General features: G+C 41.6%; 24 protein-coding genes and 5 pseudogenes. 16 read left to right on the top strand and 13 right to left on the bottom strand.

What is annotated here, in order from left to right:
- Positions 1-4 precede the first annotated feature (4 nt).
- The 6 genes from GN277_RS03375 (at position 5) to GN277_RS03400 (ending at position 4,250) form a co-directional block, all read left to right on the top strand.
- Positions 5-721, top strand: coding sequence for a hypothetical protein (locus GN277_RS03375; RefSeq protein WP_159749804.1), 717 nt, complete (start codon positions 5-7; stop codon positions 719-721).
- Positions 722-899: 178 nt separating this feature from the next.
- Complete coding sequence (locus tag GN277_RS03380) at positions 900-1,130, top strand: transposon-transfer assisting family protein (RefSeq protein ID WP_016219897.1); 231 nt, start codon at positions 900-902, stop codon at positions 1,128-1,130.
- Entirely contained in the window at positions 1,123-2,040 is a 918-nt protein-coding gene (locus GN277_RS03385; RefSeq protein ID WP_244324580.1) for a YodL domain-containing protein, read from the top strand. Before GN277_RS03380 ends, GN277_RS03385 begins: the two co-directional genes overlap by 8 nt.
- A gap of 149 nt (positions 2,041-2,189) precedes the next feature.
- Entirely contained in the window at positions 2,190-3,077 is an 888-nt protein-coding gene (locus tag GN277_RS03390; RefSeq protein ID WP_159749806.1) for a hypothetical protein, read from the top strand.
- A 55-nt stretch (positions 3,078-3,132) separates the two neighbouring features.
- On the top strand, positions 3,133-3,663 hold the full coding sequence (locus GN277_RS03395; protein ID WP_022746172.1) for a hypothetical protein: 531 nt from the start codon (positions 3,133-3,135) through the stop codon (positions 3,661-3,663).
- 14 nt (positions 3,664-3,677) lie between these two features.
- A complete protein-coding gene (locus GN277_RS03400) occupies positions 3,678-4,250 on the top strand; it encodes a hypothetical protein (RefSeq protein ID WP_244324581.1) in 573 nt (190 codons plus the stop codon).
- Positions 4,251-4,404: 154 nt separating this feature from the next.
- Here GN277_RS03400 and GN277_RS03405 read toward each other — a convergent pair whose 3' ends face one another.
- Positions 4,405-6,060, bottom strand: a complete 1,656-nt coding sequence (locus GN277_RS03405) for a relaxase/mobilization nuclease domain-containing protein (RefSeq protein ID WP_159749808.1) — start codon at positions 6,058-6,060, stop codon at positions 4,405-4,407.
- Positions 6,032-6,448 (bottom strand): plasmid mobilization protein, encoded by a 417-nt coding sequence (locus tag GN277_RS03410; RefSeq protein WP_016219903.1) that lies wholly within the window; start codon positions 6,446-6,448, stop codon positions 6,032-6,034. Before GN277_RS03410 ends, GN277_RS03405 begins: the two co-directional genes overlap by 29 nt.
- Before the next feature lie 480 nt (positions 6,449-6,928).
- Here GN277_RS03410 and GN277_RS03415 point away from each other — a divergent pair, with 480 nt between their 5' ends.
- The 3 genes from GN277_RS03415 to GN277_RS03425 are packed head-to-tail and all read left to right on the top strand — an operon-like array spanning position 6,929 to position 7,981.
- Positions 6,929-7,339, top strand: coding sequence for a single-stranded DNA-binding protein (locus tag GN277_RS03415; RefSeq protein ID WP_004074368.1), 411 nt, complete (start codon positions 6,929-6,931; stop codon positions 7,337-7,339).
- 13 nt (positions 7,340-7,352) lie between these two features.
- A complete protein-coding gene (locus GN277_RS03420) occupies positions 7,353-7,661 on the top strand; it encodes a hypothetical protein (protein WP_004074366.1) in 309 nt (102 codons plus the stop codon).
- A complete protein-coding gene (locus tag GN277_RS03425) occupies positions 7,658-7,981 on the top strand; it encodes a hypothetical protein (protein WP_016219904.1) in 324 nt (107 codons plus the stop codon). The genes GN277_RS03420 and GN277_RS03425 overlap by 4 nt, the downstream gene beginning before the upstream one ends.
- Positions 7,982-8,053: 72 nt before the next feature.
- Here GN277_RS03425 and GN277_RS03430 read toward each other — a convergent pair.
- A pseudogene (locus GN277_RS03430) lies at positions 8,054-8,916 on the bottom strand (AraC family transcriptional regulator).
- Between the two features lie 206 nt (positions 8,917-9,122).
- Here GN277_RS03430 and GN277_RS32030 point away from each other — a divergent pair.
- The 4 genes and pseudogenes from GN277_RS32030 to GN277_RS03450 all read left to right on the top strand — a co-directional run bounded on the left by GN277_RS32030 (position 9,123) and on the right by GN277_RS03450 (position 15,845).
- Positions 9,123-12,179: pseudogene (locus tag GN277_RS32030) on the top strand (glycoside hydrolase family 2 TIM barrel-domain containing protein).
- Between the two features lie 145 nt (positions 12,180-12,324).
- Positions 12,325-13,721, top strand: a pseudogene (locus GN277_RS03440) (MFS transporter).
- A gap of 349 nt (positions 13,722-14,070) precedes the next feature.
- Positions 14,071-14,871, top strand: coding sequence for a helix-turn-helix transcriptional regulator (locus GN277_RS03445; RefSeq protein WP_117596760.1), 801 nt, complete (start codon positions 14,071-14,073; stop codon positions 14,869-14,871).
- Positions 14,872-15,032: 161 nt separating this feature from the next.
- A complete protein-coding gene (locus tag GN277_RS03450; protein WP_016222133.1) occupies positions 15,033-15,845 on the top strand; it encodes an HAD-IIA family hydrolase in 813 nt (270 codons plus the stop codon).
- A 137-nt stretch (positions 15,846-15,982) separates the two neighbouring features.
- On the opposite strand, the gene GN277_RS03455 is transcribed toward GN277_RS03450, so the two are convergent.
- Both GN277_RS03455 and GN277_RS29805 read right to left on the bottom strand, forming a co-directional pair.
- Complete coding sequence (locus GN277_RS03455) at positions 15,983-16,258, bottom strand: ATP-binding protein (protein ID WP_159749810.1); 276 nt, start codon at positions 16,256-16,258, stop codon at positions 15,983-15,985.
- Positions 16,259-16,972: 714 nt separating this feature from the next.
- The gene (locus GN277_RS29805; RefSeq protein WP_244324582.1) at positions 16,973-17,653 is read right to left on the bottom strand and encodes a relaxase/mobilization nuclease domain-containing protein; all 681 of its coding nucleotides are present in this window, start codon (positions 17,651-17,653) and stop codon (positions 16,973-16,975) included.
- 333 nt (positions 17,654-17,986) lie between these two features.
- Between GN277_RS29805 and GN277_RS32035 the strand changes: the two are divergent.
- Positions 17,987-18,874, top strand: a pseudogene (locus GN277_RS32035) (IS4 family transposase); the annotation flags it as partial.
- Between the two features lie 100 nt (positions 18,875-18,974).
- Here the strand turns inward: GN277_RS32035 and GN277_RS03470 are convergent.
- The 7 genes from GN277_RS03470 to GN277_RS03500 all read right to left on the bottom strand — a co-directional run bounded on the left by GN277_RS03470 (position 18,975) and on the right by GN277_RS03500 (position 22,713).
- A complete protein-coding gene (locus GN277_RS03470) occupies positions 18,975-19,799 on the bottom strand; it encodes a tyrosine-type recombinase/integrase (protein ID WP_159749812.1) in 825 nt (274 codons plus the stop codon).
- Complete coding sequence (locus tag GN277_RS03475) at positions 19,760-19,996, bottom strand: hypothetical protein (protein ID WP_159749814.1); 237 nt, start codon at positions 19,994-19,996, stop codon at positions 19,760-19,762. Before GN277_RS03475 ends, GN277_RS03470 begins: the two co-directional genes overlap by 40 nt.
- A complete protein-coding gene (locus tag GN277_RS03480; RefSeq protein WP_159749816.1) occupies positions 19,993-20,559 on the bottom strand; it encodes a tyrosine-type recombinase/integrase in 567 nt (188 codons plus the stop codon). The genes GN277_RS03475 and GN277_RS03480 overlap by 4 nt, the downstream gene beginning before the upstream one ends.
- 406 nt (positions 20,560-20,965) lie before the next feature.
- Positions 20,966-21,457, bottom strand: coding sequence for a tyrosine-type recombinase/integrase (locus tag GN277_RS03485; protein ID WP_159749818.1), 492 nt, complete (start codon positions 21,455-21,457; stop codon positions 20,966-20,968).
- Entirely contained in the window at positions 21,423-21,599 is a 177-nt protein-coding gene (locus GN277_RS03490) for a hypothetical protein (RefSeq protein WP_204162697.1), read from the bottom strand. Before GN277_RS03490 ends, GN277_RS03485 begins: the two co-directional genes overlap by 35 nt.
- 14 nt (positions 21,600-21,613) lie before the next feature.
- A complete protein-coding gene (locus GN277_RS03495) occupies positions 21,614-22,273 on the bottom strand; it encodes a hypothetical protein (RefSeq protein ID WP_159749822.1) in 660 nt (219 codons plus the stop codon).
- Complete coding sequence (locus tag GN277_RS03500; protein ID WP_159749824.1) at positions 22,237-22,713, bottom strand: hypothetical protein; 477 nt, start codon at positions 22,711-22,713, stop codon at positions 22,237-22,239. The genes GN277_RS03495 and GN277_RS03500 overlap by 37 nt, the downstream gene beginning before the upstream one ends.
- 1,061 nt (positions 22,714-23,774) lie before the next feature.
- Here GN277_RS03500 and GN277_RS03510 point away from each other — a divergent pair.
- A complete protein-coding gene (locus tag GN277_RS03510; RefSeq protein WP_004074343.1) occupies positions 23,775-24,320 on the top strand; it encodes a hypothetical protein in 546 nt (181 codons plus the stop codon).
- A 278-nt stretch (positions 24,321-24,598) separates the two neighbouring features.
- Positions 24,599-25,210: a sigma factor-like helix-turn-helix DNA-binding protein gene (locus GN277_RS03515; RefSeq protein WP_159749826.1), complete on the top strand. Its 612-nt coding sequence runs from the start codon at positions 24,599-24,601 to the stop codon at positions 25,208-25,210.
- A gap of 47 nt (positions 25,211-25,257) precedes the next feature.
- Here the strand turns inward: GN277_RS03515 and istA are convergent.
- A pseudogene (gene istA, locus GN277_RS03520) lies at positions 25,258-26,271 on the bottom strand (IS21 family transposase); the annotation flags it as partial.
- Positions 26,272-26,387: the final 116 nt, after the last annotated feature.

Here is a 26,387-nt window from a genome sequence, read left to right on the forward strand (position 1 = left end):
CAGTATGGATCATGATGAAGATCTGCTTGGATTTTGGGATGGCGCTGCCCGGATAGAAACAGAGCCGATCTATCAGGCGTATGAGATTATTGGCAATGCGCTTGAAAGAAATGATACGGAAAAGTTCCGGGCGCACTTAGCGGAGGTTATTGAAACCGGCGACAAAGAATCCCCGATTGTCAGGGATGCAATCGGGTTAATGGAGAAATTGACAGGGGAGAGCCATGACATTTCCGTAGAGCAGGAGGCAACCATTACATTCTATGTGGCAGAATGTACGGAGTTCCCTGTTCTGGGGGAATACCATGAGCGGCTGGAAACATTGCAGGAAGCGATGGATCTGTATGAGAAAATCCCGGCAGAGCGGATGAGCGGCATTAAGGGGATTGGATTCTGCCTGGAGGACGGCAGTATCTATGACGGGAATTTTGACTTAATGGTGATGGGGGAGATGCAGACGGAATTTATCAATGAGATTCCCCAATACCGGGACAGCCCATTAGTGCAGAAGGCGATTGCGGACATGGAGAAAATCCTTGCGAATCAGAAAGAAAAGAATAGGCCAGGGTTGAAAAGGGGCAGGAACCGCCGCAGCCGCCAGTGTCATTGGAGAACAGGCAACAAACCGTACAAGCGCATGAAAAAGGAAGCCCAGGTATCACAACACATGAATCGGGCAGAGATACTGCCAGGGCAGAAACGAAAGCAGCAGAGCCGGTAAAATCAGTTGAAAATGCCCCGAAAACAGACAAGGGCATATCTGGCGGCAGCAAGAAGCAGTCCGTCCTAAACGCCCTCCGGGAACGGCAGGCAAGGATGAAAGCACAGGAGAAACAAACTCTGGAACGGGGGAAGCAGAGCCAGAAAACACAAGCAAAGAAGAAGGGAGAACAGGAATTATGATGGTGAGATTTGAGGAAAATGAATATTTCCTGATAGCAATGTTCCAGAAGGAAAGCAGGCAGGCAACCATTGAGGAGATGCATAACGCAATCCCCTACATAGGCAGGGATGAGGAAATGCTTGCCCTCATGAACAGCACACTGGAAAAGCTGTGGTGCCTTACAGAGGAAGCATTTTTAGAATTGGATCTGGAACTGTATAAAGAGGAACCGATGGAGGATGAATGATGGAGGCAAACCAATTTGCGGTGTACCAGCTAAAAATATCCCGGAAAACAGGCAGATACGGTTCCGGCCTTACAGCACACTGCAGGAGAAGGGGATACAGATACAGTATAAGGATTATGAGCAGGTGTATCTGGCACGGATGCAGCCGGAAGACGAGCCGGGACAGATCCGCAGGCGTTTTAACAAGAAACTGCCACGGACATTTCATGGACATTCAATCAGTGTTAGTGATGTGCTTGTGCTGAATAAGGGCGGCGTTGTGGCCGCCTATTATGTTGAGAAAGAAGGATTTACCGCCATAGCCGGGTTTATCCGGACAGGTTCTTCCGGTGCGCCTGTGTCTTTCGGTACTTCTGGTTTCCACATCGAGGGGAAAGAAGGGAGCTGGCACGCTTTTGACAGCATAATCGTAGACGGCAGGGAGTTCTTCCTGATGGAGCATGAAGCCTATGGGAAAGATACGGAATGGCTTGTGGTGGATGAAGCCGGGCGGCTGGCTGCCGAGGGAGTCTATCACGGGTTTGACCAATCCGTGCAGCAGCAGATTAAGGATTATCTTAACCCGCCGAAGCCTGAAAAAGAAACAGTGCGGCATGAAATCAAATTCCCCTCTGGGAAGGCTTCTGTCCCCTCCGGGGCAGATGCGGCAGAAGGCGGCGACAGGGAAAAGCCGCCCCTTGAGAATTGGCAGAAATATATGGAAAACGGGGAGTATGTCCGCAGCGTTGAGAGTGGGGAAGAAGAAAATCACAGCCTCATTGATGGGAATAAAAATAACGGCAAAAAGAAGCATGGCAGGGAATCTGTCCTGAAAAAACTGCGGCAGAAACAGGCGGAGATTGCGAAACGGCACGGAAAGCCTGCACAACAGATGGAAATGCCGGAACAGATGGAGCGCAGACGGAAATAAGGGAAAAGGGAAGTATCTGGCAGGGATTGCCGGATGCTTCTTTTTATGTCTTGAACATTATGGAGTTTCTCTGTATAATAAAGCCATAACAGACAGGGCGAAACCTCCCTGTCAGACTGCCAGGCGCAAGCCGGAACCGGGGTGATATTATGCAGGGTGGAATAATACAGGAAGAAGCCAAAAGAGAAAGCAGTGGAAAAAAGGATTCCTTTGCCAAATATACGGTGAAAGACAGCGTATTCACGACGATCTTTCGGGATAAAAAATACCTGATACAGCTATACCGTGCGCTCCATCCGGAGGATACGGAGACTACGGAAGATGCGCTTACGGATATAACGATAAGGAACGTGCTTACCAACGGAATCTATAATGACCTGGGTTTCCGGGTTGGGGACAAAATTTTATTCCTGGTCGAGCAGCAGTCGAGCTGGACGATGAATATCATTATACGTGCGCTGATGTATTTGGCGCAGGTTTACCATGATTATTTTGAAGAGCAGGACGCAGATTTATATGGAAGCAAGAAAGTCCATGTGCCGGAGCCGGAGATATATATGATCTATACAGGGGAGCGTGTCAGCAGGCCGGAAACGATTTCATTTTCCAAAGAATTTTTCAAGGGAAAAGAATGTTCCATTGAAGTAAAGGTAAAAGTAATCTATGACGGCAAAGGAAATGACATCATCAGCCAGTATGTTGCTTTTACAAAGGTATATAACGAACAGGTAAAGCGGTATGGGAGAAGCCGGGAGGCTGTCACGGAAACCATCCGCATCTGCAAAGACAGGAATCTGCTCCGTGAATTTCTGGAGAGCAGGGAAAAGGAGGTTGTGTCTATCATGATGACTTTGTTTGATGAAGAGAGGATTATGCGTAATTATGTTGCCAGTGAAAGACGTGAGGCAGTAAGGGATGCAGTAGAAAATATGTTAAAGACTGGAAAAATGTCAGCAGAGGAAATCGCCGGGTATTTTACGGAGCTTTCTGTGGAAGATGTCCGGGAAATTGAAAAAGGACTGCTTCAAACGATATAATAGTTGCCATTATGCAGATACCATAGAGGAAAGATAATAGAATCCCCGGTTGTGAATGAATACAGCCGGGGGTATTTACATGGAGGGCAAAGTGAAGGAATCAGAACTGATAGGGAAAGTACATTCTGCTGTTTGCCATCAGTGCCGGCATCGGGGCTATGCCGCCCCGACAGACGTACTGGTTGACATAGGGGTGCTGCCCCGGCAGAAATATGAGGACTGGAGATTCGGGAAAGTACAGTATCTGGAAGCCGTCTGTACCTGCAATTTGAAGAAACTCTCATTTATTATGAAGCAGATCCGCTCCTATGCGAAGAAAACAAACTTAAAACCGTCATTCTGCTATTACAAGCGTTGGGGCGTAAAGAAAAAGCAAGGGCATAAGGCAGTAATCCCCCTCCGTTTCAGTAAGAGCGGAAACCTGGAGATTGAAAAAGCATATGCGACGCATTATGTAGATTTAGGGAGGGCAGAACAGCGAAAGAAAGAGAAGCTGGGAAAGGCGGCAGCGAAAGCGCAGAATGAAATGACGGATAAGACGCCGGATATGCCGGAGACAAAAATTTCTGGCAGCAGCAAAACATAAAAGAGGGAGAAGGAATGGAAAAAGAACCGGATAAAAAATATGAAACCATGAAAAAGATCATAGATGCTTTAGAGGATATCTTATGTTCCTATCAGGGCAGGGGGCATCTGTCTGTATATACTGACCTGGATTCCCTTGCGCTTTTTGCAAGCCTTGTGGCATACGGCCAGATCAAAGTGGAAAATTACAGTTATGACTATGACAACGATATCCAGGAGGACGAAGAAGCTGCCCGGATTTACGGGGAGCTTGCACCGCAGACAAGATGGCGTGTGGGGCAGCGTACCCAGATAGAAGCGATACGGATGAACGCTCTAAAACAGCTCGCATTCCTGGGTTCGCCAGTGTACCGGGAACAGGTTTCTTATGAAGATGCAGGAGCTGTTCTGGTATGCGGGGAAATCCTGCCTTATGAGATTTTCCAGTTGTTTTTAGATACGACGGGATTGAGAAAAATTTATATTTTCCCATACCCGTTCCGGGAGGGATGGGAAAAGCCGTTCTATTTTTCCTTTGAGCCGACTGGGACGGCGCAGAGGGAAATACGGAAGTATGCAGAGAAAAACGGGAAGAAATGTACCAGGTGATGCGTGAGAAAAGCGAAAGCATTGGCTCTGTAATACCCTCAGTTGACGCTTGGCAGAATTTTCAGGTGCAGCCATCAGAATGGAATGAATGACATCCGCAGGAATTTGGGCAGAACCATAATCAGAATCCTGCGGATGTTTTTCGACGGAAGAATCAGGAAATATCTGCGCCTTTCTGCTTCTCCGGCTGTCTGGTGCGGGCCTGCCCTAAAATTTTATCGACATTGGAGCAGACCGTATTTAATTCTTTCTGATAATCCCGGTAATAATGGTAGGTTTTCTGCGCTTCCTTTTTCTTATGCAATAGCTGTTCTTTTTCCGCTTTCAGCAGTTTGATGGATGGAAGCCTGCCGTCTGCTGACTGCCCTTGCAGGAATTTCCGGGCTGATTCGTAAAGCGCAATCTCGGCAGGGTGTTCTTCCCGGAACTGTCCCTTGTGTTTTGCTCTGCAAAACTGCCGGTAGACGGATTTATTGGCAAGGTACTGGCCGGTATAATGGATCTGCTCATTTAATATCCGGAGCTTATCTTCCGTATCTTTTAAAACCTTTCTGGAACTGGAAGCAAGGTTCTTAACCTCTGAAAATGAATCTTCCAGGGAATCTCTTGTATCATATCCACGTTCTTGTATATAAGCAACGGTCTTAGCCATTTCCTTTAGATTGGAAAGTTTTACTTTATTGGTGGCATAAGCGGCATTTTGCTGTGCTTTCACACAATCCTGCAGGTTGGTTACAAGCCGCAGGTCTGACTTGATAAACAGGATTGATACAGGAGCTTCCTGTAATGGAGCGGATGGCTGGTCTGCAGGCTGTTCCGATTCTGCATTAAAGGTTTCACTGGCAATGGTTTCTTTTCTGTATTCTTTACTTTTTGAATTTTCCCCGAACAGCTCCAGGAGATAATCTTCTTCATAATGTGTGCCAAGCATCCTGCCGGTAATATATTTTCCTCGTTCTGGGTGGAGGTAGCTGAACCTTCCACGGCTGACTTTGAGCGTGATGTTGTATTTCTCCAGGAGCAGTTTTTGAAATTCTTCCCGGCTGCAGGAACTGACGGCGCTGGCTTCGATTGCGGAGCGTAAGAAATCCTTCTGTGTCTGGAATGCCGTTCTGCGAATGGGAAGGCCGTCCGCCAGAATCTGCCGGTTGCGTTCGTCCAGTTTCTTTTGCCCCCTCTGTCCCACATGATATTCACGGTCTGTAATTTTCTTTTCTGCAGGCGCAAGAAGGTCCACCTGATGCAGATGTTCCCGATGGCACAGATCCATAAGGGACTGCTTTAGATGGATCAGGTAATCTTTCGATAGATGGTGCTTATATCCGGCACGGGAATCGCAGGCCCGATCCATGAAGCCCTGGCGTTCCACATCGTATTTCCGCAGGCTGTTAATGACAATATGCACATGGATGTTGCCGCTTTTATTATGCCCGTCCATGTGTGTGCAGACCAGGGTCTGGTGGCCGGGGAAATTTTTCCGGGCATACTCCATCCCAAGTTTCTGCGCCCGTTCCCCGGTCAGTCCATTTTCATCTGTGTCCTTCGGGTCGAAGCTGATAATGTAATGATGGGATTTGATTTCATCATAAGATTCATTTTTACGGTACAGGGCGTTCAGTTCCCTGCACTCCATATCGAAGGTGAATGAGTCGCAGTTTATACCGTCCATGATATATCCTTTGCGAGGAATCAATTCTCCGTTTTCATTGAGTATCGGCTTGTTGGTATCTTCATCATGTTCAAACATGAGATAACGCTGTATCTCTGCATAGTTGGCATTTTTACTCGCTATGTGTTTCAGGATTGCCATGAGAACGTCCTCCGGAAACCGCCTGGAAATCCCCGGCCATCTTTAACACTTCATACTTCATTTCGTAGATTCTGGCTACGCTTTGGCCGATTGCTTTAAGCATTCTTTGGGAATGGATGCCGCCGCTGTTGAAATGCCTTGCAATCTGGTTTAAGTTGCTGCCGATCTTCCCAAACTCCGCAATCAATTTTTTCAGCTCCGGCAGGTCTGCCACAATCTCATATTTTGCCGTTACCTTCTGCTGCATAATCTGTTTCCGGGCATACTCTGCCAGTGGGAGGTGTGCGGCTTTTGCGCTTTCAGACACGATTTCATATTCCGTATCTGTGAGACGGAGCATAATCTGGTGTTTGTGCTGCAGTTCCCTGTCCTTCTTTGGTCTTGCCATTTCGTACTTCCTTCCTGTTAAAAATATATTCGTACTTTGATCTTCCTGAATGTAGGAATACAAAGGGGTTCCTAAATATAAGCCGATTGTGGAAATGGAATGGGAAAGGAAAAGAGGGGATTTATAAAAATTTTTGGATTTTTCCGTGATAGGAATTATCACGCTGCGACTATTTTTAATAGGAGCCAATCTGCATATTTGAAAAATATGCCAGAACCGAGGGCATGGGGAGCGGAATCACCATCAAGTTTGCCGGGTAAGCAAAATCCACGAAGTGGGTTTTGAGTAACTCAGGCGAATCTTGCTCTTTATGTCAGAACTGAAATAAAAAGCATTATCCGAGAAGTTTCATTATCAAAGAAATATCCTGAAAAGCGCAGTTTATCGGTGGTTTTCAAAAACTTCTCGGATAATTACTTAAACCTTATACTGTAGATACAGCGTAAAAATAATGCTGAATGTATAAGGAGGACAAGAAGAATGAACACGATTGTTTTAATAGGTAGACTTGCCAGAGATCCAGAAACTAAGCTGGCATCTACGCAAAAGGGACAAACCAAAGTATCCAGGTTTCCATTGGTAGTAAAAAGAAATCGCACCAGCAAAGCATTTGTAGTGATGATCACAGCTTATGGAAATAATGCAGAATTTGTGGAGAAATATCTTGAAAAAGGAATTAAGATTGCTCTTTCCGGTGAGTTAGTAATCTCTCAGATCAAAGATGAACAGACTGGAACTGCATCCTATTATCCCGAAGTCATTATGGATAATGTGGAGTTTGCAGAAGCCAAAACAAAAAAAGAAGAATCTGACGGATTTCAACCAGTAGAGAAGAGAAAGATCCCATTTGATATACCAGAAGAACTTGAACACGAAATGCCATTTCGATAGGAGGACAAGATTTATGAGAAAATACTTTTTAGAATTATTTGCAATAGGATTGATTGATTCAGAAGGAAGAATCAATACAGAACATATGACAAGCGATGCACTTATGACTGCCATGAAAACAATGGAAGAGCTGACGCAAATGAAAATGGATCGTTTAGTTTTGGAAACAACAATGGAGATGATCTTGTGTATGTTTGAGTCATGTGACACAGAGGAATTTACAGAAATATTAGGCAAGCATTATACGTTTACTTGTCAGAATATCATTCTGGAAAACGAGTTTCTCATAAACGAGTTTTGGAACTTTCCTATGAGGACGTGAAATCTGCAAAAAATGGATTGATTGTCATCACTCCGGATTTTGATAATTTTACTGCAAAGCTTATTGCAGCAGATGAATATTCAAAATATATGACAGAAACGCCAATCTTGGAAGGTGTTGCAAACAGAGAATATTATGGAAGATCTGCGACCTCTATAGAGAACAAAAGCACGATAGAGTACGGAACAGAGCAAGGATTGGCAGCACTGATCTATGGCGAACAAGGAGTGAGTTCGTTGCCGATACAGGACATTACAGGAGAATACATAGATACAGATAATGAGTATATGTATTATTATTCGGCTGAGTTTGTAAAATAAGAATAGCAAAAGTGAGAAGAGGATATTACAAATCATTGTTTTGATAATTCGGTGGTATCCTCTTTGTGGATTTCAGAATTTGTTTCTCAGCTTTCGGTATTCTCTTGGCGAATATCCTTTCAGCTTGTGAAAAAGCCGGCTGAAATAAAGCTGGTTATCATATCCGACAATCTTAGAAATCTCATTGATGGAATAAGTTGTTGTTTCAAGTAACATCTGAGCATTGTTGATACGGATTCCCACAATGAATTGCATTGGTGTAGAACCGGTATATTTTTGAAATTTCGGATAAACCAGCTGACACTCATGCCTCGTGAGGCAGCATAATCATCAATATTGATATTTTGATTGTAGTTTTCACTGAAAAAGGTAACAGCATTATCCATCTCATGATCAAGATATTCATTTTTTAATATGTGCTCTCTTGTCAGTTCACGGTGGAAACTAATCAGAAGATGACGTAGCAAAAGGACAAGCATTTCCTCATAATTATCTTGACAGCGTTGGAGCTCGATAATGATACGTTTGAAAATTTGTTCATATTCATTAGATGTACCCACTTGAAAGACACGTTCTTTATCCGGAAACCCATATTGACGTAAGATATTTTTCACATTGCTTCCTGTGAAGTGAATCCAGTATACTTCTGTCTTATCTTCTCCGTAATATTCATATTTCTGAAGTTCTTTCGGTCTGTACAGTACAATGTTGCCGGCTGGAACAATCGTTTCGTTATTTACATTATCAAAATGAAAATGCCCACAACCAGCAGTGATATATATAATCTGATAATCCAGACGACCCCTTGGACGGTAGGTCGGAAGTTTGGGATGTCTGGAAAGACGGTAAGTACCACAGCTACCGACAATCAGCGGACGACTTTTGTCTTTGAAATCCATATGTGAGTGGTTCAAATAACCGGTGTTCAAATGCATAGGACAGCACCTCTTTTCGTACTTTTTATCATTGTATCATTTAGTGCATATTTTGTCTAATCCAATTCATAGACATATTTTGCGAATTAGGATAAGCTATATATAGCATAACTAAGGAACGTAAACAAAAAGTAAAGTATAAGGTTTGCTTTAGGAAAACAAAGAACAAAAAACAAAAAAGTATATGTATTGGAGGAGAGCTATTTATGATCGCACCACGTTATTATGAAAATCTAAGCGTACTGCACGAAAACACAATGCCAGCCAGAGCCTATTATATTCCGGCATCCAGAAGAATGGATAACTTGGTGGAACACAGAGAAGAGTCAGATCGTATGCAGTTATTGAATGGAACTTGGAAATTCCAGTATTTTAACAGCATCTATGACATTAAGGATTCTTTCTTTGAGAAGAATTATGATACAGAAAATTTTGATGAGATTCAGGTTCCAAGTGTATGGCAGATGGCTGGATATGATACACACCAGTATACAAACATCCGGTATCCATTTCCGTTTGATCCACCATATGTGCCACAGGACATTCCGTGTGGAGCCTATGTACATACTTTTGAGTACAGTAGAGATGAGAAAGCGCCAAAATCTTTTTGAACTTTGAAGGAGTAGACAGTTGCTTTTACGTATGGATCAATGGCTCTTACATAGGATACAGCCAGGTTTCGCATATGACCAGTGAGTTTGATGTTACCGATGTACTTCAGGATGGAACGAATACGGTGGCAGTGTTGGTAATGAAGTGGTGTGATGGTTCCTATTTGGAAGATCAGGACAAATTCCGTATGAGTGGTATTTTCCGGGATGTGTACATTTTGAAACGCCCAAAACAGGCAATCAGTGATTATCATATTAAAACAAGAATTGAGGATATGCTTGCGAAAGTAGAAATTGAAATGAAATTCTACTCTCCGTTAAATGTAAAAATTTCGATTGAAGATAGAAACGGAGCAGTTGTAGCACTAGGAAGTATTGCTGAAGAAGGAACAGCTGTATTAGAAATCGCAAGTCCGGAACTTTGGAATACAGAAAATCCATATCTATATAAACTGATTCTTGAAACAGAGAATGAAGTAATTGTAGATCACATTGCATTAAGAAAGATAGAGATTAAAGACCAGGTTATTTATTTAAATGGACAGAAGATTAAATTCCGTGGTGTCAATCGACATGATTCTGATCCGGTTACTGGATTTACAATCAATCCGGAACAGATTACAACCGATCTTACGTTAATGAAGCAGCATAATTTTAATGCGATCCGTTCCAGCCACTATCCGAACGCACCATTTTTCTATGAAATGTGTGACAAGTATGGATTCATGGTAATAGATGAAGCAGATATTGAAGCTCATGGTCCATTTATGATCTACAGAAAAGAAGACACTGATTACAATCGGTTCAAACGATGGAATGAGAAGATTGCAGATGATCCGGTATGGGAAGAGGCAATCGTTGATCGCGTAAAACTCATGGTGGAACGTGACAAAAACCGTTTCTGTATTGTTATGTGGTCAATGGGAAATGAGAGTGCTTATGGCTGCAACTTTGAAAAAGCACTGGAATGGACAAAGAATTTTGATCCAGACCGTATCACACAATATGAGAGTGCAAGATACCGTAATTATGATGAAACATATGATTACAGCAATCTGGATGTGTACAGCCGGATGTACCCAGCGCTTTCCGAAATTCAGGAATATCTGGATAAAGATGGAAGCAAACCCTTCCTTTTGGTAGAGTACTGTCACAGCATGGGAAACGGACCTGGAGATTTTGAAGATTACTTCCAGATGATTCAGGATAATGATAAAATGTGCGGCGGCTTTGTCTGGGAATGGTGTGACCATGCGATTGCTCATGGAACTGCTGAGAATGGAAAGACTATATATGCTTATGGGGGCGACCATGGCGAAGAAATTCATGATGGCAACTTCTGTATGGATGGATTAGTATATCCGGACAGAACGGTACATACAGGACTTTTGAATACAAGAATGTTTATCGCCCGGCAAGAGTTATTTCCTATAACAAAGAAAGCGGAGAACTGGTGCTTCATAACTACATGGATTTTGATGACTTGAAAGATTATGTGAAGATTAGTTATGAGCTGACACAGGATGGTCTTGTGATCAGCAAAGGCATACTTCCGGAGTTTTCTGTGGCACCACACGGGGAAGGAAAAACAAACCTGAAGATCAATGTTCCAGAGAATGGGAAATGTTATTTAAAACTTATTTACCATCTGAAAAAGAATTGCCACTGTTGGATGAAGACCATATTCTTGGATTTGATGAAATTGAGGTAAGTAAAGAGGATACAAAATGTAAACTTGCAGAGAAATGGATACCAAAAACAGTAGTGGACTCTGAATTACAGGTAAATGAAAATGATACACAGATTCATATCAAGGGGCGTGAATTTGCTTATACCATAGACAAACGTACTGCACTCTTTACAGAGATGAAATTCGCAGGGCGGGAATACTTGAACCATCCGATGGAATTAAATATTTGGAGAGCTCCAACAGATAACGATATGTACATCAAGTCTGAATGGAAGAAAGCCCACTATGATAAGGCTTACACAAGATCCTATACGACAGAGGTTGTGCAGGGAAAACATGGTGTGAAGATTACAAGCCATGCTTCCGTTGTGGCAGAGACAGTACAGAAGATTCTTGATGTGACGATTACATGGAAAATAGAAGCTGCTGGAAAGATTGATGCAGATATTGCAGTAACAAAAGACGATGAATTCCCGGATCTTCCGAGATTTGGTGTGAGGATGTTCCTGGATAAAAAACTTTCAGCTGTAAGATACTTTGGAATGGGACCACAGGAAAGTTATTGTGATAAACATCAGGCTGCGAGCCACGGTTTGTACCGGGCAGATGTAGGGGATTTACATGAGGACTATATCCGTCCACAGGAAAATGGAAGCCATTATGATTGTGAATATGTAGAGCTTAACAACAGCCGATATGGAATTGTGGCATCCGCAGAAAAGGCATTTTCATTCAATGCTTCTTATTATACACAGGAAGAACTTGAGAAGAAAACGCATAATTATGAATTAATAGAATCAGATAGTGTAGTATTCTGTGTTGACTACGCATTAAATGGCATTGGTTCTAATAGTTGTGGTCCAGTTGTATTGGAGCAGTACCGATTTGATGATGTATTATTCCGGTTTCAGTTTACACTGATACCGTATGTAAAGGATAATAAAGTTTCATGTAACCCGTAAACAAGGAAAGAGAGTCTGATTGTAATGTAAAGTCCGGATATACAGAGCAATCAGACAAAATCAGAGAAAAAAACAGAATTAGATATCATACGGTTAGCCATATTGAGATTCTAAGTGCGATGAAGATGAGGAGCAAAGAAATTCGATGGAAGAAAAAAAGTATTTGAAATGGTATAACAAAATTGGATACGGATCAGGTGATATTGCAGGTAATGTAGTCTATGCGTTCCTGACATCTTTTATGATGGTCTATCTGACGGACTCGGTAGGACTTGCTGCAGGTGTCGTGGGTACCCTGATTGCCGTATCAAAACTATTTGATGGTTTTACGGATATATTTTTGGAACAATGATTGACAAAACACACAGTAAAATGGGAAAAGCGAAACCCTGGATGCTATACGGATATATTGGTTGTGCCATTACGCTGGTCGGCTGCTTTGCAGTACCGGTGAGTTTGGGAACAACGGCTAAATATGCATGGTTCTTTATTTCTTATACACTGTTAAATGGTGGGTTTTATACAGCAAACAATATTGCTTATTCAGCACTTACGTCACTGATTACAAAGAACAGCAAAGAGCGTGTACAGATGGGATCTTACCGTTTTATTTTTGCATTTTCAACAAGTCTTCTGATTCAGGCGATTACAGTTGGATTTGTAGATAAATGTGGTGGAGATGCTGCGGCATGGAGAACGGTTGCTATTATCTATGCAATCATTGGTCTGGTCGTAAATACGATTTCAGCACTTTCTGTTAAGGAACTTCCGGAGGAAGAACTTAATGAAGGAGAAGTAAAGAATGATAATGAAAAGTATGGAATGGTACAGGCATTCAAGCTTCTTGTCAAAAACAAATATTACATGATGATTTGTGGAACATATATTTTACAGCAGTTATATGGTGCCATGATTGGAGCTGGCATTTATTACATGACATGGGTACTGAAAAATAAGAATTTGTTTGGACAATTTGCATGGGCAGTAAATATTCCACTGATCATTGCCCTGATTTTTACACCGACATTAGTTGGTAAGTGGAAAGGCATGTATAAACTGAACTTAAGAGGTTATGTCTTAGCAGTCATCGGTAGAGCACTTGTTGTTGTTGCCGGATATATGGGTAGTGTTCCGCTGATGATGGCGTTTACAGCTCTTGCAGCCTTAGGTCAGGGACCATGGCAGGGAGATATGAATGCTGTTATTGCATCCTGCTCTGAATACACTTATCTTACACAGGGAAAGAGAATTGATGGAACGATGTACTCTTGTACTTCTCTTGGTGTAAAAATCGGTGGAGGTATTGGAACCGCTGTTGTTGGATGGATGCTTGAGCTCAGTGGATATGTCGGAACAAATGCAACTCAGCCACAGTCTGCACTTGATATGATGCAGTTCATGTATCTTTGGCTTCCGTTAATCTTTGATGTATTGATTATGTTTGCACTTTCAAGAATGAATGTTGAAGATGCAAATAAAAAACTGAAAGCAGAAAAAGGAATTGCTGCAGATGAAGTAACAGATGCATCAGACATAAATTAGAATTGACAGGAGAAAGCGTTGTCTGGTCATTGCTCGATGAGACAGTGCTTTTTCTATATATAAAGTGATTGAACTGTATTTTGAAAATAAAAAAGGACCACTTCATTTTTGTGAAATGGCCTTAAGAAAATATTCAGTTCTCTAAAATAGTCCTTTTAGTATTTATACATGGTAAGGATGCTCAAAATATTCAGTGTAGAATACTAAAAGGTCATTCAGATATTTTTTTAGGTTGCTCATTTGCAATTCCTCCTTTCCTTATTTACAAGTTGATTATAAGATAGGTGTAAAAGGATTGCTTGCCAAATCGAAAGAAGATATAGACAAATGTTGCAAAGGGGAGTATTTCATGCAGTTAAAATATGTTGACACAAAAGAGGAGATCATAGCAATAAATAGGAAGTCAAAACATATTGAACCACATCTTCATAATGCACTGGAGATCGTTTGTGTAACAAGTGGAGCATTAGAACTTGGTGTCGGACAGGAACTATACCATATGGAAAAAGGAGATATAGGCTTTGTATTTCCAGATGTTATTCATCACTATCAGGTACTGACACCCGGTGTAAATAAAGCGACTTATCTGATTGCATCGCCATTTACGATAGCCAAATTTGCAGATATCATGCAATCCATGGCTCCTGAATACCCAATCATCAAAGCGGAAAAGGTTGAACCGGAGGTATATAGGGTTATAAATGCAATTTTAGAGACAGAACAGTCGGATATTACTGTTGCACAGGCATATCTTCAAATTGTGTTGGCACGCTGCATAGGAAAATTAAATTTGGTAGAAAAGAGTAATGTGGGGAGCAACGATCTTATTTACCAGACAGTTTCCTATATATCAGCAAATTTTAAGAAGAAATTTTCGCTGGAAGAGATGGCAAAAGATCTGGGGGTGAGCAAATATGTTTTATCCAGACTCTTTTCCAAAACATTCCATAGAAACTTTAATCAATATCTTAACGATGCAAGGCTGAACTATGCATGCCAGCGTTTGGAAAATACGAGTGATTCTATTACAAACATTTGTCTGGATAGTGGATTTGAAAGTCAGAGAACATTTAACCGAGTATTTAAAGAAAGATATAAAATATCACCGAGTGATTATCGGAGTACTTGTGTGAAAGAGATGTTGTCATAAAAGGTTCTGTTGATAGAAATATTTACTTCGATTTCACAGTACTATGTATTTGATTTTATGTGTGGATGATATAATATGAAAATATTTGTAGAAAATAGCGCTTTATTTTATTATGAAAAGAGCAAGGTGTATTCTAAAGAAACAAGAAAGGCAGGGCGCATATGAACATGAGAAAATCCATAATCGATTTTAATGAAAAAAAAGGATTCATCTGTGATATGGATGGTGTGATTTATCATGACAATCAGATATTGCCAGGTGTTCCAGAATTCATCCAGTGGTTGCATGATGAAAAGAAAGAATATTTATTTTTGACAAATAATAGTGGATATACACCACGGGAATTAAATCAGAAACTGGCAAGGATGGGACTTGATGTGCCAGAAGAACATTTTTATACCAGCGCATTGGCAACAGCCGCATTTTTAAAAGAACAGGCGGCAGGCTGTTCGGCATTTGTGATAGGAGAAGCCGGCCTGTTAAATGCACTTTATGATGTAGGTATCACAATGAATGATGTAAATCCGGATTATGTTGTTGTGGGAGAGGGACGCTCCTATTCATTGGATACATTAACAAAAGCAACGAATTTAGTTCTGAAAGGTGCAAAGCTGATCGGAGCAAACTCAGATGTTTCCGGACCGATTGAGAACGGCATTGCTCCTGCTTGTCGTGCATTGATTGCACCTATAGAAATGGCAACAGGTACACAGGCATATTTCTGTGGGAAACCGAATCCACTGATGATGAGAACAGGATTGAATATGCTTGGATGTCATTCAGCAGAAGCTGTAATGGTTGGGGATCGTATGGATACAGATGTGATTTCAGGAATGGAAAGTGGTATGTCTACTGTATTGGTTCTCTCTGGATGTTCAACGAAGGATACACTCAAAACTTATGCGTATCGTCCAACTATGGTTTTAAATGGTGTGGGGGATATTGCTATGTTAGCAAAGTCAAAGGCAGAGTAATAATGAATAATCTGAAGTACTAAGAGATAAACAGAGCTTGATAGACAATCGAAAATGTGGTTGTCTCTCAAGTTCTGTTTGATTATGAAATTGCTTGCATTCGTATGAATATTTATTTGACAGATTTTATAATATATCTATAAGTCAATTGGAAAATAGAGAATAATACAGTAATAATCAGAAGCAAATTTAATTTCACATAAACCATTCATTTGTTGCATCATTGCTTTTATGTTTTTAGTTCCTATTCCAGAACCATGATATCGGCAAGGCTCAGCAATTTTATTTTCTATTTTTATGCCTACATAATGATTTACATATAGCGTAGATATTTCTATAGGAATTAAAGGGTCTGCATATTTTCTTATATTAGATAATAAATTATCTGTAATACGACCTATATAGTCAGACACACTTTTATTTTAGCTGGCTTCCAAATAAGTTTATCAATTTTTAAGGTATAACCATCTACTTGTAGAGAAAAATAAATCTAAAAATTTAAAGTAAGTAATCATAAAGCAATGTAAAGTATATTATGTTCGACTAACAAACAGTAGAAAGATACATCTTCTCTTCAATAATCGAATAGGCGGGGATTTAATCAAAATCCCCGCCTATTCGATTACAAAGTTTCTTCGTGAAGTGGATGGGATAATGCAATATTTTGCGTGTTGAGTAGTGCTGAAAAGTTTTGCTGAATGATATCCAGTGTTAGTTGCTTTTTCCGCAATTCCTGCTTCTCTCGTATAGTAGATGCTTTCTCAGATACAAGATTGTCAATTCGTTTCTGGATTTTTTCAGAGCTTGGGATTTTGGTAATGCCGAAATCCTGAAGCTCTTTTTTAACGAATCGTGGAGCTGATATTCAGCCTGATGTCTGCTCCGGTATGCTGTGGGATTTGGAGCTGATTTTGCATCTTCGATAACTTTACGACAGAGCCGATAAGAGTCACAATGTTTTTGAATGACTTTCTGCGTGGTTAGCTCAGTGCTGATTTTCTGGATGTGCTGATCAGCCGCTTTGATGGAATTTTCAACATTGGAAATATGCTGTTGGAAGTCCTCGTAGTTTAAGAGATTATTTTCGGAGAGATAGTTGAACGTCTTTGCAGCTTCTTTTAGATTATTCAGTTTTGCCCAGCGTTCAAAGCATTCACGATTGCCTGTTGTGATATAGGTGGAGATATTGATATACAGGCGAGCTTCTCTGGACAAAGGCTTCGGAGTTTTCGTCTTATAACGATTTTCTCTAAGCGGAGTCGGACATTTTCTTCTGTATAGTAGCTTCCGAGAGATTTCATATAGGTGAAATTTTTCTGTTCAGGTGCCCGGAAGGATAAATTTTTTCCCTGTCGTATTTCATATCCTGCCAACTGCATTTTCTGTAAAAATTCTTCATAATTGATAGAGGACCAGATTGCCTTATCAATCGAAACACGTAGTTTGACTTTCCAGCTGGTTCCACGATGGTATTCCATATTTTCTTTATAACTCTTCCCTTTTTCACCGGTTGGCATACTGGTGGCAAGTCCGTTTTCCTGGCAGATGCGATTGCTGATCCGACAGATTTTATGATAGCTGCGTTTGTTGGAAACATACTTGTGATTGGAGACGAAGCTGGCGGCGTTGAAGAGGATATGATTGTGGATGTGGTCTTTATCAACATGGGTACTGATCACGTATTCATATTTTCCTTTTAGCACTTCATCCGCAAATTGTTGTCCCAGGCGATGTGCGGTTTCTGCGTCAATTTCTCCAGGCTTAAATGACTGAATTAAGTGAAATGCAAGATTATCGCCCTTATCCATTCCATTCTTTTTGCATTTTCTCTGGTGAGAGCAAATTCCAGATCTGCAGTTTCCGGTGAGCAGCCAAAACTGGAAACCAGTATTTTTTCATCTGTCTTATCTGGATTGGTGATATAGTCCAGAGCTTTCTTGTCAGTTACTTTAATGGGGAAGATCTTAATATACTAATGTCATTAACTTAAAAAAATTTATAAAATAAAACAGAAAAAGGTCTTGACAAATGTCAGAAAAAATGTGGCGAAGCCTCCTTGAATGAATACATTTTAGGAGGAATTGCTAATGAACTTTTACGCTGATTATGTCCGCAACAAACTCAACGCTGCCATTTCCAGCATGTCCAGTCAGATAGAAGATTACGTCAAAAATCCTGGGCATGATTTTACCAGAAATCGAAAGATGAACTTTACCTCGACAATAAACTTTCTACTTACTATGGAAGGTGGTTCACTTAACTCAGAATTACACAAATATTTTAATTATGATCTGAATCAAATAACCCGTTCTGGTTTCATAAAACAAAGGAACAAATTGAAACCAGATACCATGGAATATTTATTTCATAAATTTCATGAGCAGATATTATGTAACAAAAAATACCAAGGCTACCAGTTACTTGCCTGTGATGGTTCTGACTTGAATATATTTCGTGATCCACTAAATCCACACACGTATTTTGCTGGTAAAGAAGGAACTTTTGGTTTTAATCAACTGCATCTTAATGCCTTGTATGACCTCCAAAGCAGGCGATATGTCGATGCTCTGATTCAGGAGCCTTATGAAGAAAATGAATCCTCTGCCATGATTGAAATGATTAAAAAGCTGACTGCAAATCAGAAGACTATCATTATGGCAGATCGTGGATACGAAACTTATAACATTTTTGCAAATATTCAGGAACGTGGTCTCTTTTATCTAATCCGGATTAAAGATACCTCGAAAAAAGGCAGCATTTCTGGAAGCCTTTCCTTGCCGGTATCCTGTGAATTTGACGAAGAAATCGAACTGATTATGACCCGTAAACAAAAGTTTTATAAAACGAAAGGTTATAAATATCTCTCAAATTCATCGCCATTTGACTTTCTTGATTCTGAGAATTTGTTTTATACACTTCATCTCAGACTCACACAGTTTCAGCTGGAAAATGGAGTTTATGAATGTATAGCCAGCAACCTGGATAAAGAAGAATTCCCACCTGAAAAGATCAAGGAACTTTATCATATGCGATGGGGAATCTTATACGAACCCTGCTTTTATACGAACTTTCCTGACGAGAATGCGCTAAACACCAAACATCTAATCACGAAAAGTTCGTATAAAGTCCTTAGTCTAATCCAAGAATCCGCGATAGTTCATCTTCGTCATCTGGCCATAATGGTTCTTCTTCCGGAATCACACTGTTTCTTCTGTTTGCGATTTCTCTCATTTGATCTAACGATGGTGACGTATAGTAGTCCCTTGTTGTTTTCATGTCTGCATGCCCCAATAGCACTGATATCGCAGCCAAATCCACGCCATCACGATATAACAGCGTTCCCCTTGTGCGCCTTAGTGTATGTGGTGAGACAGATTCCGGCAAATCATAGGCTTCCCGGACCTTGTCCGAATACTTCTTTATAAGTTTTTGGACATTACGCGCAGTCATATATTTCTGTTTTCCGCCGATCACGGTATAGATAAACGGAGCATCCCTGTTTCTTTCCAGGTGGAACTCGCCCATATACTGCTGGATCAATGCCGATGTCTTGGAATCCACTATGACACAGCGTTCTTTGTTGCCTTTTCCGTGGATCCTTAACTTAACATTATCGTAGTCAAGACATACGTTTCTGACATCCATGGAAACAAGCTCATCCACCCGCATTCCGCCATCGTACAAAACACACATGATGACCTTGTCCCTTAACCCCTTCCGGGTATTTGGAGGCATGTGCAGCAGAGCCGCAAGCGCATCAACATCTTCAATGACCGGTTTCCGCTCTTTTGGTTCGCTATAATAAGGAACCTGTTCAATGGAAAATGCATACTGCTGTAAACTTACATCCCTCGCAGAAGCATAGCCCACATAGGACTTCACTGTTGCAAGCTTGTTATTGACCGTCTTTGCCTTCAGGTTATCCACTTTATGGAGGTGGTTCCTGTAATCCAATAAAAAATCATACGTGCAATCCTTAAATTGAACCTGTTTGTAGGGATTCCCGCGATGTTATTCACATAATTCCGGAATGTCTTAAGCCCCTGCCGATAGGTAACGGCTGTATGATGGGAGCCGTTTTTCTCTTTGGGTATAAATACATACAGGAAATCATAGGTTCTGCAAAAAAACAGCATGGCGTTGTTATTCATCTGCGCATCACCTCCGGGATTACACGGCCTGTGACCGTATCTCTCTTTCTGATTGTCTGCGCAGCCTCTTCAACATAATGATAGTAGTAATACGTATCATGAAAACTCTTGTGGCCAAGAAACCGGCTCAGGTATGGAAGCATATGTTCAAAGTCTAGCCCCTGTTCACGCCATAGATTGATCCTTTTTACAACATATGCATGCCTCAGACAGTGCGTTGTCGGATTTCTGTCACATCCAGAAGCAAAAGATGTGTTCATCCAGCACCTCCGGAACATGGAACTAATGCTTCCATAGCTCACCGGCTTATCTGGATCAATCCCAGGGAAAACCCATGACGGTTTCCTGCCGAGTTCCGCTGTAAGATACGAAATGTATTCCCTGCAAAGTTTTGTCAGGTCATCCGAAAGATAAACAATACGGTCCCGGTTCCCCTTCCCGTCAAGTATCACTATCGTGCCGGCATACGGGTCAACATCATCCATGGATAAAAGACGGGCTTCTGACGCTCGGAGTCCATTCAGGTAGATCAGCCTGAACAGTACCGGATACTCATTTGACATGCGTCTGACATCTGCGTTTCCCTTCCTTGGTGTATAATGGTCAATCTCCACAAACAGTTCTGCAATCTCATCACCTGCGGGGAGATGGATAACAGGTTTTGGGGGACGGACTTCTATCGGAGGATAATAACTGGAAATCCCTAGGCCATTCAGATATATGGAGAACTGCCTTATAACACTTATCCTTGCCGCAAGGCATTTCTCACCCTCGGTATCCCTTTTTTTGACCCACCCGGACGGACAGGTTCTCAGGAGTCAGTCCTGTTTCTTCATAGCCGTGGTCAATCCAGTATGCATCAAACTGACTCATCCACTTGGATTCACTATAATACTTGTATCCCAGGGCCTTTTTTCATCAATGAACCCTGTAATCCACTTGGCAATAGTGCTTTTATATTTGATTGCTTTATTCATGCCCGTACCTCTCATCCATTGACAGTCCGGTCTCTGAGAGGGAAAGCGGGCACAGCCGCATCCTTTCCGTATCTAGCGACGTATATTTATGTACGCTTTTTGTGTCTGAATGCCCCAGCATTTCTGCCGTCTCCGTTAATGTTGCGCCGCTGTTTAATATAGCAGAGCCAAAGGTCCTTCTGAACATATGCACTTTGCCTGCGGATATCCCTGCGCGTTCCATTGCGTTTCTGCATGCGGAACGGCTGGCAGGACCATAGGGCGCTTTTAGACTAAGGAATAACCTGTCGCTGCCAGTATCCCTGCGTCTTGCATCCTTTAAATATCTGTATATCGCATTGCCTGTTTTATTGTCCATTGGATGGTGGTGTTCTGCCCCGGTTTTCTGCTGGAAGATACGGATACTCCGGTTTTTCCAGTCAATGTCGGAAAGTTTCATTCCGATGATGTCACCTGACCGGAAACCCGTGTTCAGGGCCACCATAAGGATCGCGGCATCCCTCAGTTCGAGGGCGCGGCTGCATTGAACAGTAAACCTCAACTGTTTCTATTTCTTCCGGCGACAGGATATCCACAATCTTTTCACCGCCTGCCGCCTGTCCCGGCAACGCAAGATACATCCCCATTGGAATGGCTTCTTTCATTTCAAGATAAATGAGAAACTTTCTGATACGGCTGTTATAGGCATTCTTTGCTTCCGGCGTTTTGTGGCCGTTATCAAAAGGTTAAATTCCTTGACAAGCCTGGGTGTCAATTCTGCGAAAGAAGTCAAGCCTGACGATACGAGAAAGCCGCAGAATCTGGTAGTGCAGGTACGGTACATTTTGATCGTACTCCTTTCCCAGCCCTCCTTTTCCTTAGCACCTATAAATGGCGCTATCCCGGCCTGGCACCATGATGGCAGCCGGTCGTATTCAGTATCCTTATGTTTCCACCAATGAGAGGGCAGGATGTCTCCTTCGCGGACATAGTCATCATACATCTCATAGGTACGTCTCGCCATGCATAAGCCTTTTCCAAAGAGGCGTTTTCCAACTGCTTCAAACCACATATGTGTGATTGTACGGTCATATCCGAGGTTTTCCCTGTCCAAAAACAAATATAACAAGGTAAGGTGGTATGGCGCGGAATCCGTTACCGTCTTGCTATATCCTGCCGATTTCAGTCGTCCTGCAAAATCATGTATGGACTGATGGAATTCTTCTGCGGGAAAACAGGCGCCTGCTTTGCGGCGGGCATGGATTACAGCCTGTGCGTCAACTGCTAAATCTGACAATGATGTGCACTTATCAGATTCCATGTAATGGATGTAAAGAGAATAACCCTTCCGGCATCTTCCTCTGGCGGACATATATCTAAAAAACCGCTGACAAGACCTTCATTGATGTAGTATGCCTTCGACGATTCCCTCAGGAACTGGTCGTAATCATCAAGCATTGGATAGTCAATATCCTCAATGCAGCCAGCGCCATTATACTGCATAAAACAGCAGAACTGAACGACTTTGTGCCGGATGTTAGCCAGGTGGGCCTGGGTGTAGCCACCGGCAAGCGATATCTCCGAAAGGTATCCTTCAATGCTGTCTTGAAACTGCTCCGATGGATGCGCGTAGACCACAAGATGGGAACCTAATATCCGCCCATATTCGTACACATCACAAAGCCTGTAAATAGCATTCTGATACTGTGGCTTTAAATATTTTGCCGCACTGTTTTCACACCATTTCAGTGCACAATCCATAGAAAATCTTTGAATTCCGTTATGCGCCATGCTTTCGTTGAGTGCATTGTAGCAGTCCAGGCTTATTTGTATTGCTCTCGGGGCCGTATCTGTACCGCTCAAGTGTAGCAATCACCACCATTACATTGTTTTTAAAGTTTACCATGTCAGTCTCCTTTCTATCATAAAAGTGTATGTACTAACATGGTATATTAATTTAAGGTTTTATACGAACTTTCTTATACACAAGTACTGTGGGAAAGGGCTTCTTCCTCTGAAAAGTTCGTATAAAAGCAGGGTTCGTATAAGATATCTTATACGAAAGTTCGTGTAAGATATCGAAACTTCTTTCCGTGAGCTGAAATATACGATTGGCCTGACAAATCTTCACTCTAAAAATGTGGAATATATCTGTCAGGAAATTTACGCAAAACTGATCCTGTATAATTTTTGTGAAATTATTTCAGCAAATATCATACTGGAAGAAAGAAACCGTAAGTACACATACCAATTAAACTACACAATGGCAATTCAAATATGCAGGCATTATCTGCGCCAGACATTTGTAACGATAGATGTTGAAGGCCTGATTAAGAAAGAACTATCACCCCAAAGACCACACCGACAATATCAGCGTCGAGTAATAAAGAAACGATGGGTTAGTTTCGCATACCGTATAGGATAAAAAATTATTCAAATGAATATAGCTGGCAAAAAGCAGACTTTTGGTTTGTTTATTTGTTATGCGTAAATCTTGTGATTTTTCAAGAAAGCTAATCTGAACACTTATTACAATAATCGAAATTTTCTTAAGTTAATGACATTAACTGAATCAGGGCCCCCTTTGGAGAGATAGATATTCGATGAGAACATCAGCAGTCGGGGATACATCCTTTCCCGTGAGAACCGATTGCTTTCAATAGATCATACAGTTGCCGGTCAGCCAGAAATAGAAGCTATCCCACAGCGGATATTTCTGCGGAATCTGCATGAAGAGATGTTAGGACAGTGACAGACTGTGAATGGAACAAACAATACAATGATTGGTCTGGCTGCGGAAGCGGTCGGGAAGGAGGACAATTATGCAGAGAATACAGGATATGTTTATCAATATGGAAGAAGTGGCAGAGGATGCTTATAAGAATACGGAATTATTGCTGAGTCAGTATACCAAGGTAATGTTCCGTATTGAGAAGAACCTTGTGGATATAGATTATGAAATGTATGCAGAAGAAGGGAAGCATCTGAAGGAAATGTTATATGATCTGGTAGATTTTGATGCGACTGCAGAGAAACGCAGAATCCAGGAAAAGCTTCTGAATAATGATATGAATCTCTGTTTGCTGGAAATTATGAGAGATTCCCTGATAGCTTTGAGGGATTATCCAAAGAATGGACAGCTGTATTATCGGCTTTTAAAATATAGATATTTTGAAGCAGGAAATACCAATGAAGATGTGATGATGATGCTGGATGATATGCCAAGCACCACTTATTATCGAAACCGTAAGAAAGCAATCCGGTTGTATGCAACAATGCTCTGGGCATTTACGCGACCGGAAAAGATACAGAATAAGATGGAGGAAATAAACTGGAAGAAAAGTGGAAGTAAAGTGGCAGTGAACTGACAGTAAACTGGCATGTGAATGGTATTACAATGAAAATACGTGCATGTTAGAATTGATATGCTGAGAGAAATAGACCTTCGCAGACGTAATGTTTGCGGAGGTTTTTTTTCTCAAATTATAAGGCGTCAGGCTGTGCCCGGAAGGGCATGGCCTTTTTTTATACCTAAAAACAGGTTGCTGATTTGAAAAAGCTTCCTTTTTAACAGGTAGACGCCGGAAAGGAAGAGCATATCAAGATGCAGGGAAGAGGCAGGCATTATGCCAGATATCCATGATTTTTGATTTGTCATAAATCAAACCAACAAAAACGACAAATTGGAGGAACAATCATGGAAGAAAGAAAATACACATTTTACGACAGATATCAGAAGGTGAAATACGCTAATATTACAGCAGAGGAGCTGGAAGTTCTTAATATTTCTTATAATAAGGAACATTATATGTTTGATCAGCAGCATCAGAGAAATAATACAGTATTATTTTGTGGTTTAGAGTCAGAAAACGGTTGTGCGACAGACTTTATCGCAGATAGCGGACGTGACATTGCATCGGATATCACAACCGAGATCTTCTTCAAAGAACTCTTTAGTGATCTGACAGAGAAAGAAAAGAAAATCGTGAGCGATTATTTTATTATGGGAAAACAGGTTAAGGAAACAGCAGAGGAACTGGGCATCAGCACACGTCAGGTGAGTAGAGACAAAAACAGTGCTTTGGCAAAAATGTTAAAGAGAATGAAAGCAGCTGGATATGAATCATATGCTGAGGCGGCAGGTGTATTTCTGCAGGAAAGCGATTATATTCTAACACAGATGGAAACACAGAATTCAATTATGAAGAAAAGGACCGGAGAAGTGAGACTGCCATCAGATAACAATGGTAATAAATAAACGTAATTGAAAAATCAATCATCAAAAAGGGCACTGGAGAAAAATCCAATGTGATAATTGAACTGGACGGTGGCTGTCTTCCAGTCACTCAGTTCAAAGCGGGTAGTAGGTAATGGCGAAAGTAATGGCTTTTCATCTTCAAGAAATAAGTCCAGCCGGCTGCCCTCTTTCTTTTGAAAGAGCCTTCGATTGAACTGCTCCAGTTTTTCTCTGATTGCACAGTTTAATTCGGCAAGAGAAAAGAACTGTTCATTCCGGAGTGCTGCTGTTATCTAAGTAGAAATATTTCCTACTGTTCCTTCGGCATTCGGCTTATCCTTTGGTGTCCTGACACGGGCAGGGATGATAGCTGTGCCATAGTGCTCAGCCATTTCCTGATAGGTTTCATTGATCTGCTGATCTTTCCATCCACCATTGTGAACAACTGCTGTCCTGCAGTTATCCGGTACGAGAATTCTGGCGACACCGCCAAAAAATTCGTACATATGGACATGGGCAGTGATCCATGATTTCTGCTTCATATCCAGAAAGGCTTCTACATACGCATACTGGCTGTAAGTCATTACACCTACGAATATGTAAGACTTTAAGCTTTCACCGGTATCTGGGTCAATAATCGTTGCAGGATCCCCTGCCCAGTCAACCTCGACCTGCTCACCGGGTTTACGATTGATGTGCATGGTAGCACGTCGTTTCTGTTCATCCTGTTGGATGTGATAGCAGAATTGTGAATACATCAGTGGTTCATCGCCGTTGGCACGGCAATCCTCCATGTATTCTGTCCACAGGAGTTTTTTACTTACTCCGTTACGGAGCAGCTCCTTGTGAATGTAGGCATAGTCTGGCATACGCTTTTGAGAGCGGTCGCATTGTTTTGGATAAAGCAAGCCTTCAAGAACTTCATCCGTTTGAGTGTCTTCCAGCGGCCAAGAAACATCTAATTCTTGTGCTCGTTTTAAGACCTTTGCTACGGTATTTCTTGAACACGGAACGCTCAATGCTATGCTCCGATTACTAAATCCTAAGCTGGATAATCTTAGGATTTCTCGATATTTGGTCATAATGGTGACTGCAAATTCCGCACGAACGGCGTAGCCATTCCGCTTCCGGCGGCGTAATCATTCCACAGTAACGGCGTGCAAATTCCGCTTCAAACGGCGTATCTTCCTTTATACTT

Origin of the sequence: Sporofaciens musculi, from assembly GCF_009830285.1 — a bacterium.
Taxonomy (GTDB): Bacteria; Bacillota; Clostridia; order Lachnospirales; family Lachnospiraceae; genus Sporofaciens; species Sporofaciens musculi.